General features: G+C 67.4%; 11 protein-coding genes. 1 reads left to right on the plus strand and 10 read right to left on the minus strand.

Annotation, left to right across the window (positions count from 1 at the left end):
* Nucleotides 1–284 precede the first annotated feature (284 nt).
* Both ABIA71_RS00005 and ABIA71_RS00010 read right to left on the minus strand, forming a co-directional pair.
* The gene (locus ABIA71_RS00005; protein ID WP_354282146.1) at nucleotides 285–1601 is read right to left on the minus strand and encodes a polyhydroxyalkanoate depolymerase; all 1317 of its coding nucleotides are present in this window, start codon (nucleotides 1599–1601) and stop codon (nucleotides 285–287) included.
* Nucleotides 1602–1698: 97 nt separating this feature from the next.
* Nucleotides 1699–2295, minus strand: a complete 597-nt coding sequence (locus ABIA71_RS00010) for a class I SAM-dependent DNA methyltransferase (protein WP_354282886.1) — start codon at nucleotides 2293–2295, stop codon at nucleotides 1699–1701.
* Between the two features lie 162 nt (nucleotides 2296–2457).
* Here ABIA71_RS00010 and ABIA71_RS00015 point away from each other — a divergent pair, with 162 nt between their 5' ends.
* Complete coding sequence (locus ABIA71_RS00015) at nucleotides 2458–2913, plus strand: CopD family protein (protein ID WP_354282148.1); 456 nt, start codon at nucleotides 2458–2460, stop codon at nucleotides 2911–2913.
* 912 nt (nucleotides 2914–3825) lie between these two features.
* On the opposite strand, the gene ABIA71_RS00020 is transcribed toward ABIA71_RS00015, so the two are convergent.
* The 8 genes from ABIA71_RS00020 to lpxD all read right to left on the minus strand — a co-directional run bounded on the left by ABIA71_RS00020 (nucleotide 3826) and on the right by lpxD (nucleotide 14383).
* Nucleotides 3826–4785 (minus strand): acetyl-CoA carboxylase carboxyltransferase subunit alpha, encoded by a 960-nt coding sequence (locus ABIA71_RS00020; protein WP_128096831.1) that lies wholly within the window; start codon nucleotides 4783–4785, stop codon nucleotides 3826–3828.
* A 113-nt stretch (nucleotides 4786–4898) separates the two neighbouring features.
* Nucleotides 4899–5771 (minus strand): hypothetical protein, encoded by an 873-nt coding sequence (locus tag ABIA71_RS00025; protein ID WP_354282151.1) that lies wholly within the window; start codon nucleotides 5769–5771, stop codon nucleotides 4899–4901.
* Between the two features lie 56 nt (nucleotides 5772–5827).
* Nucleotides 5828–9409 (minus strand): DNA polymerase III subunit alpha, encoded by a 3582-nt coding sequence (dnaE, locus tag ABIA71_RS00030; protein ID WP_354282153.1) that lies wholly within the window; start codon nucleotides 9407–9409, stop codon nucleotides 5828–5830.
* Between the two features lie 780 nt (nucleotides 9410–10189).
* Nucleotides 10190–10834: a ribonuclease HII gene (gene rnhB, locus ABIA71_RS00035; protein ID WP_354282155.1), complete on the minus strand. Its 645-nt coding sequence runs from the start codon at nucleotides 10832–10834 to the stop codon at nucleotides 10190–10192.
* Entirely contained in the window at nucleotides 10831–12099 is a 1269-nt protein-coding gene (gene lpxB / locus ABIA71_RS00040; RefSeq protein WP_354282157.1) for a lipid-A-disaccharide synthase, read from the minus strand. The genes rnhB and lpxB overlap by 4 nt, the downstream gene beginning before the upstream one ends.
* Nucleotides 12096–12887, minus strand: a complete 792-nt coding sequence (gene lpxA / locus ABIA71_RS00045; RefSeq protein WP_038689477.1) for an acyl-ACP--UDP-N-acetylglucosamine O-acyltransferase — start codon at nucleotides 12885–12887, stop codon at nucleotides 12096–12098. Before lpxA ends, lpxB begins: the two co-directional genes overlap by 4 nt.
* Nucleotides 12888–12905: 18 nt before the next feature.
* Nucleotides 12906–13364: a 3-hydroxyacyl-ACP dehydratase FabZ gene (gene fabZ, locus ABIA71_RS00050; protein ID WP_038689474.1), complete on the minus strand. Its 459-nt coding sequence runs from the start codon at nucleotides 13362–13364 to the stop codon at nucleotides 12906–12908.
* Entirely contained in the window at nucleotides 13361–14383 is a 1023-nt protein-coding gene (gene lpxD, locus ABIA71_RS00055; protein ID WP_137188994.1) for a UDP-3-O-(3-hydroxymyristoyl)glucosamine N-acyltransferase, read from the minus strand. Before lpxD ends, fabZ begins: the two co-directional genes overlap by 4 nt.
* Nucleotides 14384–14398: the final 15 nt, after the last annotated feature.

The raw sequence follows: 14398 nt of genomic DNA on the forward strand, positions 1-14398 counted from the left end.
CCGTGGGGGTTGTCGGTTTACCCCGCCGCGACCCCGCGGCGTGGGGGGGGGGGCCCCCGCCCCCCCCCCCCCCCCCCCGGCCGGCCCGCCCCCCCCCCCCCCCCCCCCCCCCGCCACTACCTTGGTGTCGTCGTGCGTTGCTTGGCGCCGGCCAGCGGCCGGCACTACCTTGGTGTCGTCGTGCGTTGCTTGGAGCCGGCCAGCGGCCGGCACTACCTCGTTTCGTCGTGCGTTGCTTGGCGCCGGCCAGCGGCCGGCTCTTCCGGAGGGGCTGCGAGGTGCTCTCAGCCCGCCTTGCGCCGCAACGGGGTGACGTTGCTGGTGATCTTGGCGGCCTTCTTCGGCTTGGCCGTCGCGGTGTACGCATGGGTCGCGAAGAAATCACGCACCTTGGGGTACACCGTTTCGCGCCAGCGGCGGCCGCTGAAGATGCCGTAATGACCGGCGCCTTCCACGATGAAATGCTCGCGGTGTTCGGCCGGAATACCGCTGCACAACGCCTGCGCCGCTTCGGTCTGGCCGAGCCCGGCGATGTCGTCCAGCTCGCCCTCGATGCTCAGCAGGGCCGTCCCGGTGATCGCCGCCGGGTTCACGTGCTCGCCGTTGACGTACCACTCGCCACGCGGCAGCAGGAACTGCTGGAACACCACCTCGATGGTGTCCAGGTAGTACTTGGCCGGCATGTCCAGCACCGCGTTGTACTCATCGTAGAAACGACGGTGCGCGTCGGCGTCTTCCATGTCGCCCTTGACCAGGTCGGCGTAGAAATCCCAGTGCGAACTGAAGTGCCGGCTCGGGTTCATCGACAGGAACCCGGCATGCTGCAGGAAGCCCGGGTACACGCGGCGACCGGCGCCGGGGTAGGTGCCCGGCACGGTGTGGATGACGTTGTTCTCGAACCACGACAACGGGTTCTGCGTGGCCAGGTTGTTCACCGCGGTGGGGCTGCAGCGCGCATCGATCGGGCCGCCCATCATCACCAGCGTGCGCGGCGTCGGCTCGCCGCGGCTGGCCATCAGCGACACCGCCGCCAGCACTGGCACGGTCGGCTGGCACACGCTCACCACGTGCAGCTTTTCAGCGCCCAGGTGGCGGATGAATTCCTGCACGTAGGCGATGTAATCGTCCAGCCCGAACTCGCCGTCGCTGCCCGGCACCATGCGTGCATCCACCCAGTCGGTGACATACACGCGGTGGTCGCGCAGCAGCGTGCGCACGGTGTCGCGCAGCAGCGTGGCGTGGTGGCCCGACAGCGGCGCCACCACCAGCACGAACGGCTGGTTGAGCATGGTGTGCAGCTGGTCGGCCTCGTTGCTGTGGCGCTTGAAGCGCAGCAGCTTGCAGAACGGCTTGCTGACTTCCTCGTGCACCACGATCGGCACGCGCTCGCCATCGACCTCGATTTCGTTGATGCCCCACTCGGGCTTCTCGTAATCCTTGCCGATGCGATGGAACAGCTCGTTGACCGCCGCCAGGCGATCGGCACCGGGCATCTGCGACCACCAGTGACCCTGGTTGGCGAAGAATTTGGCGTTGGCCTGGGCTTGGTGAACCCACGGGGCGAGCATGTTGCGGGTCAACTCATGCAGTTGATAAAGCATGGCGTCCGAATATGTATGGTCTTATGTTGCCGCGCAGCATAGCCTACCGGCAGGATCGGCGCGTTAATACGGGGACTGTCTCAGTTGTTATCGAGATTCAGCGGTCTGCGCGTTCCAGCGCGGCGGCATGCCCGGCCAAGGCAGGGGACAGCCAGCAGTGCGAGCCCAGCGCGGTGAAGCCGGCCTTCTTCAGGCCACTGCGGTACCAGCGCGCCGGACGCGCCTGGAAGCCTTCATGGTCGCCGTCGAATTCGTCCTCGGCACTGAACGCCTCCAGGAACGCCACACCGCCGGTCAGTTCGGCGAAGCCCTCCAGGGCCGGGCGCAGCTCGCGGCTGGGCACGTAATGCATCACGTCCGAACAGATCAGCAGGTCGACCGGCGCGCACGGACGCAACCAGGCGAAGTCGCCCACCTTGGCCATGTGCAGGTTGCGGCTGCGGCCGTAGCGGTGGATGGCGTACTCGCTGCTGTCAAAGCCCAGGTACTGCACGCGCGGGCGCAGCTTGAGCAGCGGCGCGCGCCAGGCGCCTTCGCCGCAGCCGATGTCGAGCACGCTGCGGATGGGGCGTTCCAGGTAGTACTCGGCGCTGGCCACGGCCAGGGCGACCTTGCGCGCCAGGCGCGCGGCGCCACCGGCCTGGTCGGCCTCGTACCAGCGCTTGAAGTAGTCGGCGTCGTAGGTCTTGTCCATGGCGATCATGCGAAGTCGTGAAAACGGCGCCTATCGTACGGTGTCGCGCAGCGGCCTGCGTGGCGGTGGTGTGGCGATTGGTCGCGCCAGCCCAGCATGGGGCGGCTCTGCCCGGGCATGCGAGAATGCCCAACAATCTACGCCAGCCGCTGGAGCGAGCGCATGCAGAGCTATTACTGGGTCAAGACCTTCCATCTGCTGTTCGTGGTGGCATGGATGGCAGCGGTGTTCTACCTGCCGCGGATTCTGGTGAACCTGAGCGAGACCGCTGGCCAGCTGCCGGTGACCGAGCGGCTGCAGCTGATGGGCCTGCGCTTGTACAAGTTCGGCCACATGATGTTCGGCTTCGCGCTGATCCTGGGGCTGGTGCTGTGGCTGGGCTACAAGGTGATCCCCGATTTCCCGACCATGGTGGCCCCGGGCGCGGCCGGCTGGCTGCACGCCAAGCTGGGCCTGGTGGTGCTGCTGCTGGTGTACTACTCCTGGACCGGCCGGTTGTTGAAGGGCAATGTCCGCGGCAAGGCGCTGCCGTCCTCGCGCGCGCTGCGCTGGTTCAACGAACTGCCGCTGGTGCTGTTCATCGGTGTGGTGTGGCTGGTGCTGGCCAAGCCGTTCTGAGGGGCGCGATGGGGCGCTGACCGCACTGCTACGGCAGCCGACCAACGGTCGGCTCTACCGGGCTGCGCGACGGTAGTGCCGGCCGCTGGCCGGCTCTCGACCATGTCCGGTAATCCCGGCAGCCGCAGCGGCAGCGGCAGCGGCAGCCGACCAACGGTCGGCTCTACCGGGCTGCGCGCCGGTAGTGCCGGCCGCTGGCCGGCTCTCGACCATCTGCGGTGATCCCGGCAGCCGAAAGAGACCGCCGCAACGGCAGCCGACCAACGGTCGGCTCTACCGGGCTGCGCGACGGTAGTGCCGGCCGCTGGCCGGCTCTCGACCATCTGCGATGATCCCGGCAGCCGAAAGAGACCGCCGCAGCGGCAGCCGACCAACGGTCGGCTCTACCGGGCTGCGCGACGGTAGTTCCGGCCGCTGGCCGGCTCTCGACCATGTCCGGTGATCCCGGCAGCCGAAAGAGACCGCCGTAGCGGCAGCCGACCAACGGTCGGCTCTACCGGGCTGCGCGACGGTAGTGCCGGCCGCCGGCCGGCTCTCGACCATCTGCGGTGATCCCGGCAGCCGAAAGAGACCGCCGCAGCGGCAGCCGCAACGGCAGCCGACCAACGGTCGGCTCTACCGGGCTGCGCGACGGTAGTGCCGGCCGCTGGCCGGCTCTCGACCATGTCCGGTGATCCCGGCAGCCGGCAGCCGCAAGAGACCGCCGCAGCGGCAGCCGACCAACGGTCGGCTCTACCGGGCTGCGCGATGGTAGTGCCGGCCGCTGGCCGGCTCTCGACCATGTCCGGTGATCCCGGCAGTCGAAAGAGACCGCCGCAGCGGCAGCCGACCAACGGTCGGCTCTACCGCGCATGAAAAAAGCCGGGCGCTTTCGCGTCCGGCTTTTCTGGTTCCATCGCAACGGCAATCCGCTTAGATCGTCTCGTAGGTGCCGTAGCTGCGCAGGCGCTCGTAGCGGCGGGCCAGCAGGTCGTCCACCGACAGCTTCTGCAGTTCGTCCAGCTCGTTGAGCAGGACGGCCTTCAGGCGCTTGCCCATCTGGTTCGGATTGCGGTGGGCGCCGCCGGTCGGCTCGCGCACCATCTTGTCGATCAGGCCCAGGCTCTTCAGGCGCGGGGCGGTCATGCCCAGCTGCTCGGCCGCTTCCTTGGCCTTGCCGGCGTCCTTCCACAGGATCGAGGCGCAGCCTTCAGGGGTGATGGTCGAGTACACGCTGTACTCCAGCATCACGGTGCGGTCGCCCACGCCCAGCGCCAGCGCGCCGCCGGAACCGCCTTCGCCGATCACGGTGCAGATCACCGGCACCTTCAGCTCGGCCATCTCCATCAGGTTGCGCGCGATCGCCTCGGACTGGCCGCGCGATTCGGCGTCGATGCCCGGCCAGGCGCCCGCGGTGTCGATCAGGGTCAGCACCGGCAGGCCGAAGCGTTCGGCCATCTTCATCAGACGCAGCGCCTTGCGGTAGCCCTCCGGCTTGGGCATGCCGAAGTTGCGCTTGATCTTTTCCTTGGTGTCGCGGCCTTTCTGGTGGCCGATCAGCATCACCGAACGGCCACCGATGCGGGCCAGGCCACCCATGATGGCCTTGTCGTCGGCGAAGGCGCGATCACCGGCCAGCTCCTGGAACTCGTCACAGAAGATGCGGATGTAGTCGGCGGTGTACGGGCGCGAGGGATGGCGGGCCAGCTGCAGGATCTGCCACGACGTCAGGTTGCGGAAGATCTGCGCGGTACGCACCCGCAGCTTGTCCTGCAGGGCATGCACCTCGGCCTCGACATTGACCGCAGGCCCGGCGCTGGCGCTGCGCAGGTCCTGGATCTTCGCCTCCAGATCAGCGATGGGTTGCTCGAAGTCGAGGTAGTTCGGATTCATCGGAAACCGTCGTGAAGTAAAGAGGGAAAGTGTAGCCGAATGCGCCGAAAAGCCCCGTACGCCGTCGTCTGGAAACCGACGGTAGCGCAGCGGGGCGGGGCGCGCCAGTCAGGTCAGGGCACAACCAGCGCGGCACTGCCCATCAGGCTGCCGCGGGTCTGCACGAAGGTGTTGTAGGCCTCGTTGGCCTCTACCGGCAGGCCCGAGCCAAGTGCGGCCGTAGCAGCGGTGAAGGCCATCTGCGCCTGGAAGGCCTCCTGCTGCAGCTGCAGCTGGGCGTCAGCGGTGGTGGCCTTCAGGTAGCGCGCATACAGCTCGCGCAGGGGGGCGGCATGCCGTTCGAAGGCGGGGTCCAGCGCGGGCAGGGCGGTGGGTGCGGGCTCCAGCGTGTAGGTCGGCGCCTGGTAACCGGCCGGCTGCTGGCGCCGGTAGGCGCCCGGTTCGCCGCGGCTGGCCTCGACGTAGGCGATGAAGTCCGGGGCGGTGAAGATCTTGGTGTTGATCCGGCCGCCGGTCTCGTCCACATGGGCCACGGTTTGCTCGTCGGGGAACGGCTCGCGCACGCCGAAGGTCCAGGCATGGTCGATGAACAGCGCGTGGGTTGTGCTGTACGGGCCGTCGAAGCCGACCCCGCCCAACTCGATGTGGTGGTCCACGCGGCCGAAATTGCTGCGCTTGTCTTCGCCGGTGACGTAGATCTCGCTGGCGATCACGTACTCGCCCAGCGTCGGGTTGATCAGGCCGCCCTTGCCGCGCGCGTAGACGATGAACCGCACCTCGCCCAGGGCCGGGGTCTGCAGGTGGTGCTCACCGGGCTTGAGCTTGACCGGCCGCGAGGCGTGCGCGGCGATCGGCAGTTCGTTGCCGTCGATACGCAGGGTCAGCGGGGTGTCGCCCGGGTTGTCGATCTCGAAGGTCTGGGACGGGCTGGTGCAGCCGCTGAGGGCAAGGGCGGCAAGCAGCAGCCCGGCAAAACGTGTGATCAAAACCGGTTACCTGTTGTGGAGCGGAGGAACGCTGGAGCGTGGAACGGTGAAGTGGATCAGTTCGCCCAGGGCGGGCTGTAGCGGACCTTCACGGTGCGCACGGCGGGGTCGGCGCGCAGCGCGTCGACCAGCTGGCTGTCCACCCGCACGGCGATGTCGCCGCCGACGTCGAGCATGCCGGCCACCGGGCCCTGTTCGGACCCCAGCAGCAGGTCCATGCGCAGCGGCGTGCGGCCGGGGCGGTGGCGGTCGAGCAGGGCGTTCACGCGGTCCCACACATTGCCGTCCTGGCGCAGGTCCAGGCGCAGCGACAGGCGGGTGGCGTAGTTGGCGCACACCTCTTCGTAATCCCAGCACTGGCGGATGCGCAGGGCGTAGCCGCCGTTGAATTCATCCTCGCGCAGGCCGCCCTTGACGATCAGGATGCGGTCCTTGGTCATCAGGTGGCCGAACTCGGCCAGGCCGTCGGTGAAGGCACTGCACTCCACGCGGCCCTTGCTGTCTTCCAGCTGCATGAACACCTGGCTTTCGCCCTTGCGCCGCACGCCCACCACCTGGCCGGCCAGGATCACCGGGGTTTCCTGGCGCCACGCACGCTTCTCGCCGTCCTTGCTGGGCCGGGCGGGGGGAATCAGGCGCTCGAGCATGCCCAGGTCGGTACCGACCAGTTCCTTGACGTCATCGGCATACGGATCGAACGGATGCCCGCTCAGGTAGAAGCCCAGCGTGTCGCGCTCGCCGTCGAGCAGCTGGCCCAGCGCCCATTCCTTGGCTTCGGGCAGGTCCAGCTGCTGCGCGGTGGCCTGCGGGCTGGGGGCGCCGAACAGCGAGTTCTGCCCGGACGCCTTCTCGCGGGTGATCTGGTCGGTGGCCTTGAGCACTTCGGGCAGCTGCAGCATCAACGAGGCGCGGTTCTTGCCCAGGCCGTCCATCGCGCCGCAGTTGATCATTGCTTCCAGGGTGCGCCGGTTGAGCTTGCCCGACTCGGCGCGCATGCAGAAATCCAGCAGCGATTCGTAACGGCCGCCGCGTGCGCGTTCTTCCACGACCGCTTCGCATGCGCCCTGGCCGACGCCCTTGATCGCGCCCAGGCCGTACACGATGGTGTCGGCACTGGAGGCTTCGAACATGTACGCCGATTCGTTCACGCGCGGCGGCAGCACGGTCAGGCCGAGGTTGCGCACTTCGGCCAGGAAGCCCACCACCTTGTCGGTGTTGTCCATGTCCGAGGAGAGCGTGGCCGCCATGAACTCGGCCGGGTAATGACGCTTGAGCCAGGCGGTCTGGTAGCTGACCAGCGCGTAGGCGGCGGCGTGCGACTTGTTGAAGCCGTAGCCGGCGAACTTTTCCATCAGGTCGAAGATGGCGTCGGCCTTGGCCTCGCTCACCCCGTCCTTGGCCGCGCCTTCGCGGAAGATCTCGCGGTGCTTCGCCATTTCGGCCGGCACCTTCTTGCCCATCGCGCGCCGCAGCAGGTCGGCGCCGCCGAGCGAGTAACCGCCCACGATCTGTGCCATCTGCATCACCTGCTCCTGGTACACCATGATGCCGTAGGTGTCTTTCAGGATCGCTTCGGTGCGCGGATCGGGGTAGATGATTTCTTCCTGCCCGTGCTTACGCGCGTTGAAGGAGGGAATCAGGTCCATCGGGCCGGGGCGGTACAGCGACACCAGCGCGATGAGGTCTTCGAAACGGTCGGGGCGCGCGTCCTTCAGCAGGCGGCGCATGCCCGAGGATTCGAACTGGAACACCGCGCCGGTGTTGCCGTTGGCGAAGATGTCCTTGTAGGTGGCCACGTCGTCCAGCGGCAGCGCGGTGATGTCCACCGGCGGGATGCCAGCGCGTTCGTGGCGCTTGTTGATCGCCTTGACCGCCCAGTCGATGATCGTCAGCGTGCGCAGGCCGAGGAAGTCGAACTTCACCAGGCCGATTTCTTCGACGTCGTTCTTGTCGAACTGGGTGACCGGGTTGCGGCCGCGGCCGCCTTCGTCGTGTTCGGCGAACAGGGGGCAGAACTCGGCCAGCGGCTCGGGCGCGATCACCACGCCACCGGCGTGCTTGCCGGCGTTGCGGGTCAGGTCTTCGAGCTGGAGGGCCAGGTCGATCAGGTCGCGGACGTCGTCTTCGTTCTGGTAGCGCTGGATCAGCTCCGGCGACGCCATCTCCGAATCCTTTCCTTCGCCCATGGCGTCCTTGAGCGAGATGCCCAGGATGTTGGGGATCAGCTTGGACACGCCGTCGACCAGGCCATACGGGAAGCCGAGCACGCGCCCGGAGTCGCGCACCACCGCCTTGGCGGCCATGGTGCCGTAGGTGATGATCTGGCTGACGCGTTCGCGGCCGTACTTGCGCGCCACGTAGTCGATGACTTCGTCGCGGCGGTCCATGCAGAAGTCGATGTCGAAGTCGGGCATCGACACGCGTTCGGGGTTGAGGAACCGCTCGAACAGCAGGTTGTACGGGATCGGGTCGAGGTCGGTGATCTGCAGCGCCCAGGCCACCAGCGAGCCGGCACCGGAACCACGGCCGGGGCCGATCGGGATGCCCTGGTTCTTTCCCCACTGGATGAAGTCGGCCACGATCAGGAAGTAGCCGGGGAAGCCCATCTTGATGATGGTGGCCAGCTCGAATTCCAGGCGCTCGAAGTAGTCGGCGCGGGTCTTGCCTTCGGCCAGCGGGTTCTTTTCCAGGCGCGCTTCGAGGCCCTTGCGCGATTCGCTGCAGATCCAGCTGTCGAGCGTTTCGTCTTCGGGCACCGGGTAGTTGGGCAGGAAGTAAGTGCCCAGGCGCATTTCGATGTTGCAGCGTTCGGCCAGCGCGAGGGTGTTGTCGATCGCGTCGGGAATGTCGGCGAACAGCGCGCACATGTCGTCGGCCGACTTGAGGTACTGCTGGTCGCTGTAGTCGCGCGGGCGCTTGGGGTCGTCGAGCACGCGCCCGGAGGAGATGCACACGCGCGCTTCGTGGGCGGCGAAATCCTCCGGCTGCAGGAAGCGCACGTCGTTGCTGGCGACCACGGGCAGGCCACGCTGGCCCGCGGCGAGCAGGGCGAACTGGTTGAAGGCTTCTTCGCCGTCGCGCCCGGTGCGGGTGAGTTCCAAGTGCAGGCCATCGCCGAACACGCGCTGCCAGTCGGCGAGCTGCTGCTCGGCCAGGTCATGGCGGCCTTCGCCGGCGAGGCGGCCGGCCAGGCTGTCGCGGCCGGCCAAGGCAAACAGGTTGTGGCAGCCGGCCTTGAGCCAGTCCGGATGCACGGCGACGCCGCCTTCGGGGCGGTGGCCTTCCATCCAGGCGCGGGTGAGCAGGCGTGAGAGGCTGAGGTAGCCGTCACGATCGCGGCACAGCAGGGTCATGCGCCAGGGGGTCATGCCCTCTTCGGCGATCATGATGTCTGCACCGGCGATGGGCTTGATGCCCACGGTTTCGGCGGCCTTGTAGAACTTGACCAGGGCGAACAGGTTGTTCAGGTCGGTCACTGCCAGGGCAGGCAGCTTGAGTTCCACCGCGCGGCTGAGCAGGTTGGCCTGCTTGGCTTTCTTCGGGTCAGCCTGATCCGGCTTCGCCGGGACACGGATGGTCGAATCCGCCAGCGAAAACTCGGTGTGGACGTGGAGATGTACGAAACGGGAAGTGGACATGCCGGGCCAATGTAATGCCCGGTCAGGGTAGCGGCGCGGGCCTGACCGAACAAGGCTTGACAGGGGTGTTACAGGGGGCGGGGTGGGTTGTGGGGTTCAGGTTGGTTTTTGTTTTTTTCGAAGCTTGGGGCAAGTTCAAGTTCAACGGCAACGGCAACGGCAACGGCAGCGGCTACAAGCCGGTGTGCGGGTACTGAAGGGCTGGGGCGGGGGAGGCAGGGTCGCAGGACACGCCGCAAGTACGTCCGTGTAGGCTCCGCCACCGCATCCATGCGGTGGAGGGTCCCGCGACCCTGCCTCCCCCACCCCCCGATAGTGCATCTGTGCTCATGGGGGAAACGGAGCAGGGCCAAGGCCAAGGCCAAGGCCAAGGCCAAGGCAAGAGCAAGAGCGTTTAGGTGGTCGATTGGGGAGGGGGAGTGCCGAGCAACGCTCGGCACCTACGACCAAACCCAATATCCCTAACTCCCAATTACCAAATCACCGAATCTTCGAGTCCGACGCCGGAGCCGCGATTCCAGCATCCACAGAGATCCCGACCGAAGCTAAAAAGCCGCTGTCACCCAGGCCACCGGTGGTCTGTCGAGGGGCGGTACGGTTGGGTTGGTGGGACCCTCCACCGCATGGATGCGGTGGCGGAGCCTACACGGACGTACTTGCGGCGTGTCCCGCCAACCCAACCGTACCGCCCCACCAGCGAGCCACCGGCCCCCGGGCTGTTGCAGTTGCAGTTGCATTTGAAGTGGCTCCCGCCTCGGCCATGCGCAGCATAAAAAAAACCTACACCACCTCAAAACAAGCGCGAACCGGCGCAAAGCTGCGGCGATGCTGCGGACAGGGCCCGTGATTGCGCAGGGCCGCCAGATGGGCCGGTGTCCCGTAGCCCTTGTGCTGATCGAACCCGTATTCCGGGTGCTCCTCGTGCAGCGCCAGCATGAACCGATCGCGCGTCACCTTGGCCAGAATCGACGCCGCCATGATCGCCCGGTCCAGCGCGTCCCCGCCCACCAGTGCCTGCGCCGGGCAGGGCAGCCCCTTGGGCACCACATTGCCGTCGATCCGCGCGAACTGCGCCACGTGCGACACCCCCTCCACCGCGCGCCGCATCCCTAGCATCGTCGCCTGGTAGATATTCAGCGCATCGATCTCGCCCACCTCCACCATCACCACGTGGAAGGCCAGCGCACGGTCCAGAATCTTGTCGAACAACTGGTCACGGCGCAGGGCCGTCAACTGCTTCGAATCGTCCAGCCCGTTCAACCGCGGCCGGTCCGGGCAGAACACCACCGCCGCCACCGCCACCGGCCCGGCCAATGGACCGCGACCGGCCTCGTCCACCCCGGCCACGTAACGCGGTGCCACCGTCGCCAGCGCGGCCCCGTCGAACAGCGCCATCGACGCGGCCGCCGCGTGCCGCCGGCTCATGCGGCCGCCTTGCGCGCCAGCAGCTCGGCCACCGCGTCGGCCGCACGCGCCGACGCATCCTGGCGCAGTTGCAGGTGCAGCTGCTGGTACGTGTCCTGCAGGTCGATCGCGCGCTGCGGATGATCGAACCACTGCAGGATCGCCGCAGCCAGCTTGTCGGGCACGCAGTCGTGCTGGATCAACTCCGGTGCCAGGTCCTTGCCCGCCAGAATGTTCGGCAGCGCGAACCGGTCCACCTTGATCAGCCCCAGCGCCTTCACGATCCGGTAGGTCAGCTCGGCCACGCGGTAGCCCACCACCATCGGGCGCTTCACCAGCATCGTTTCCAGCGTTGCCGTACCCGACGCCAGTACCACCACGTCGGCGGCGATCATCGCGTTGCGTGCATCGCCATCGAGCAGGTGCGAGTACGCCACCGGCAACGCCGAGCGCGACAACTGCTCGCTGATCAACTGGCGGCAGGCCGGGTTGGCGGCCGGTACCACCACGTGCAGGCCCGGAATGCGCTCGGAGACCTGCCAGGCGGCTTCGAAGAAGGCTTCGCCCAGCTTGCCGATTTCGCCCAGCCGGCTGCCCGGCAGCACCGCCAGCACCTTCGCATTCGAAGGCAGGCCCAGCGCCATGCGCGCCTGGTCGCGGTCGTTGTGCAACGGGATATCGTCGGCCATCGGATGGCCCACGAAGCGCGCATCGATGCCGTGCCTGGCGTAGATCGGCGGTTCCATCGGGAACAGGCACAGCACCAGGTCGGCGCTGGCCCCGATCTTCTCGGCGCGCTTCTCGCGCCAGGCCCACACCGACGGGCTCACGTAGTGCACCGTGGTGATGCCGCGTTCCTTCAGCCAGCGCTCCACGCCCAGATTGAAATCGGGGGCGTCGATGCCGATGAAGACATCCGGCTGCCATTCCAGTGCGCGGCGACGGAACTCGCCGCGCAGTTTCAGCAGCCGGGGCAGGTGGCGCAGGATCTCGGTCAGCCCCATCACCGCCAGTTCGCTGGCATCGAACCAGGTCTGGCAGCCGGCGCTGCGCATCGCGTCACCGCCGATACCGGCGAACTCGGCCTGCGGGAAGCGCGCCTTCAGCTCGCGTACCAGCCCGGCACCGAGCAGGTCGCCGGAGGCCTCGCCGGCCACCAGCGCGATCCGCACGGGCCGGTCCGACGTGGCCGACAGGGCCGCGTTGTCCAGCGCGCCGATCACCGCCGCCAGTTCAATGACCTGGGCGGTGGTGCCCGCTGGAGTGTGCCCGCCAGAGGCCGTCATCGCAGCAGCGGCCTCTCGGCGTGCTCGATGAAGTCCAGCAGGTCCTTGACGTCGGCACTGTGCGCGGCCTGTTCGGCCAGCTGCACCTTGGCCTCGGCCAGCGGCAGCCCGGCCACGTACAGGGTGCGGTAGGCGCGCTTGATGCTGGCGATGCGCTCGGCGTCGAAACCACGACGCTTGAGGCCTTCGCTGTTGATGCCGCGCGGGCGACCGAGCGAGTCGCTGCCCACCATGGTGAACGGCGGCACGTCGCCATTGGTCAGCGCGCCCATGCCCAGGAAGGCGTGCGCGCCGATCCGGCAGAACTGGTGCGCGCCGGCAAAGCCGCTGATGATGACGTAGTCGCCCACGCTCACGTGGCCAGCCAGCGTGGTGTTGTTGGAGAACACGCAGTGGCTGCCGACGTGGCAGTCGTGCGCCACGTGGGTGTAGGCCAGCATCCAGTTGTCGTCGCCAACGGTGGTGATGCCACCGCCGCCTTCGGTGCCGCGGTTGATGGTGACGAACTCGCGGATGACGTTGCCGTCGCCGATCACCAGTTCGGTGCGTTCGGCGCGGTACTTCTTGTCCTGCGGTTCGCCGCCGATCGCGGCGTGGCCGATGAAGCGGTTGTTGCGGCCGATGCGGGTCGGGCCGTGGATCGAGCAGTGCGGACCGATCACGGTGCCGGCGCCGATCTCGACATCGGCACCGATCAGGGTGAAGGCGCCGACCTGGACGTCGTCGGCCAGGCGCGCGCCTTCCTCGATCACTGCCGTGGGATGGATCCGTGGTGCGTTGTCAGTCATTCCTGCCTCCGTGGTGGCTCAGCCCTTGGCGCCGGCGCACATGACTTCCGCGCTGGCCACGACTTCGCCGTTGACCCGGGCTTCGCCGTAGTACCAGCCCATGTTGCGGATCAGGCGCTTCATCTGCACATGCAGCATGAGCACGTCACCGGGGACCACCTGCTTGTTGAAACGGGCGTTTTCGACCTTGACCATGTAGAACAGCTTGGACTGCGCGTCACGCCCCAGGGTCAGCTGGGTCATTACGCCACCGGCCTGGGCCAGCGCTTCGATGATCAGCACGCCGGGCATGATCGGCCGACCCGGGAAGTGGCCCTGGAAGTACGGTTCGTTGTAGCTGACGTTCTTCTGGCACACGATCTGCTTGGTCTCGACGTCGAGTTCGACGACCCTGTCCACAAGCAGGAACGGGTAGCGGTGGGGGATCAGCTCCTGGATCTGGGTGATGTCGATCGGAAGCTGCAGCGTGTCGTTCATTCTTTCTCCTTGCCAGCAGCCAGGACTCGACGGGCGAGGGCGTCCAGCTGCTTGAAGCGCGCGGCGTTCTTGCGCCACGTGCGGTTATCGGTCAATGGGGTGCCGGAGGAGTATTCACCCGGCTCGTGGATGGAGTTGCGCACCACCGACTTGCCGGTGATGACGACCTTGTCGCAGATTTCGAGGTGGCCGACCACGCCCACATGCCCGCCAAGCAGGCAGTAGCGGCCGATCTTGGCGCTGCCGGCAATGCCGGTGCAGCCGGCGATGGCCGAGTGGGCGCCGATCTGGACGTTGTGGGCGATCTGCACCAGGTTGTCCAGGCGCACGTCCTCGTCGAGGATGGTGTCTTCCAGGGCGCCGCGGTCGACGCAGGTGTTGGCGCCGATTTCGCAGTCGTCGCCGATGCGCACGCCGCCCAGTTGCGGCACCTTGATCCACTTGCCGGCGTCCATGGCCAGGCCGAAGCCATCGGCACCGAGGACGGCGCCGGGATGGATGCGCACGCGCTTGCCGAGCTTGACGCGGGTGACCAAGGTGACGCGGGCGATCAGTTCGCAGCCGCTGTCCAGGGTGCAGTTCTCACCGATGATGCTGCCGGTGCCGATGATGCAGTTCTCGCCCACGACGCTGCCGGCGCCGATGCTGACGAACGGGCCGATGTGGGCGCTGGCGGCAACCTGGGCGCTGGGGTCGATGACCGCGCTGGGATGGATGCCGGGCGGTCGCGCGGGGGCGATGTCGAACAGCGCACCAATCTTGGCGAAGGTGGTGTACGGGTCCTTGGCGATCAGGGCGCTGCCGGGGGCGGCCTCGGCGTCCTCGGCGCGCAGCACCACGATGCCGGCCTGGCTGTCGGCCAGCTGGGCCCGGTAGCGCGGGTTGGCAAGGAAGGTGAGCTGGCCAGGGCCGGCATGGGCAAGCGTGGCCACGCCATGGATGGCGGTGCTGCCGTCGCCATGGACCTGCAGGCCGAACTGCTCGGCGAGTTGCTGGGCGGTGTAGGTAGGAGTATTCACGGCGGAAGTTTACCG

It is taken from the genome of Stenotrophomonas sp. 2619 (genome assembly GCF_040548725.1).
GTDB classification, from domain to species: domain Bacteria; phylum Pseudomonadota; class Gammaproteobacteria; order Xanthomonadales; family Xanthomonadaceae; genus Stenotrophomonas; species Stenotrophomonas maltophilia_AP.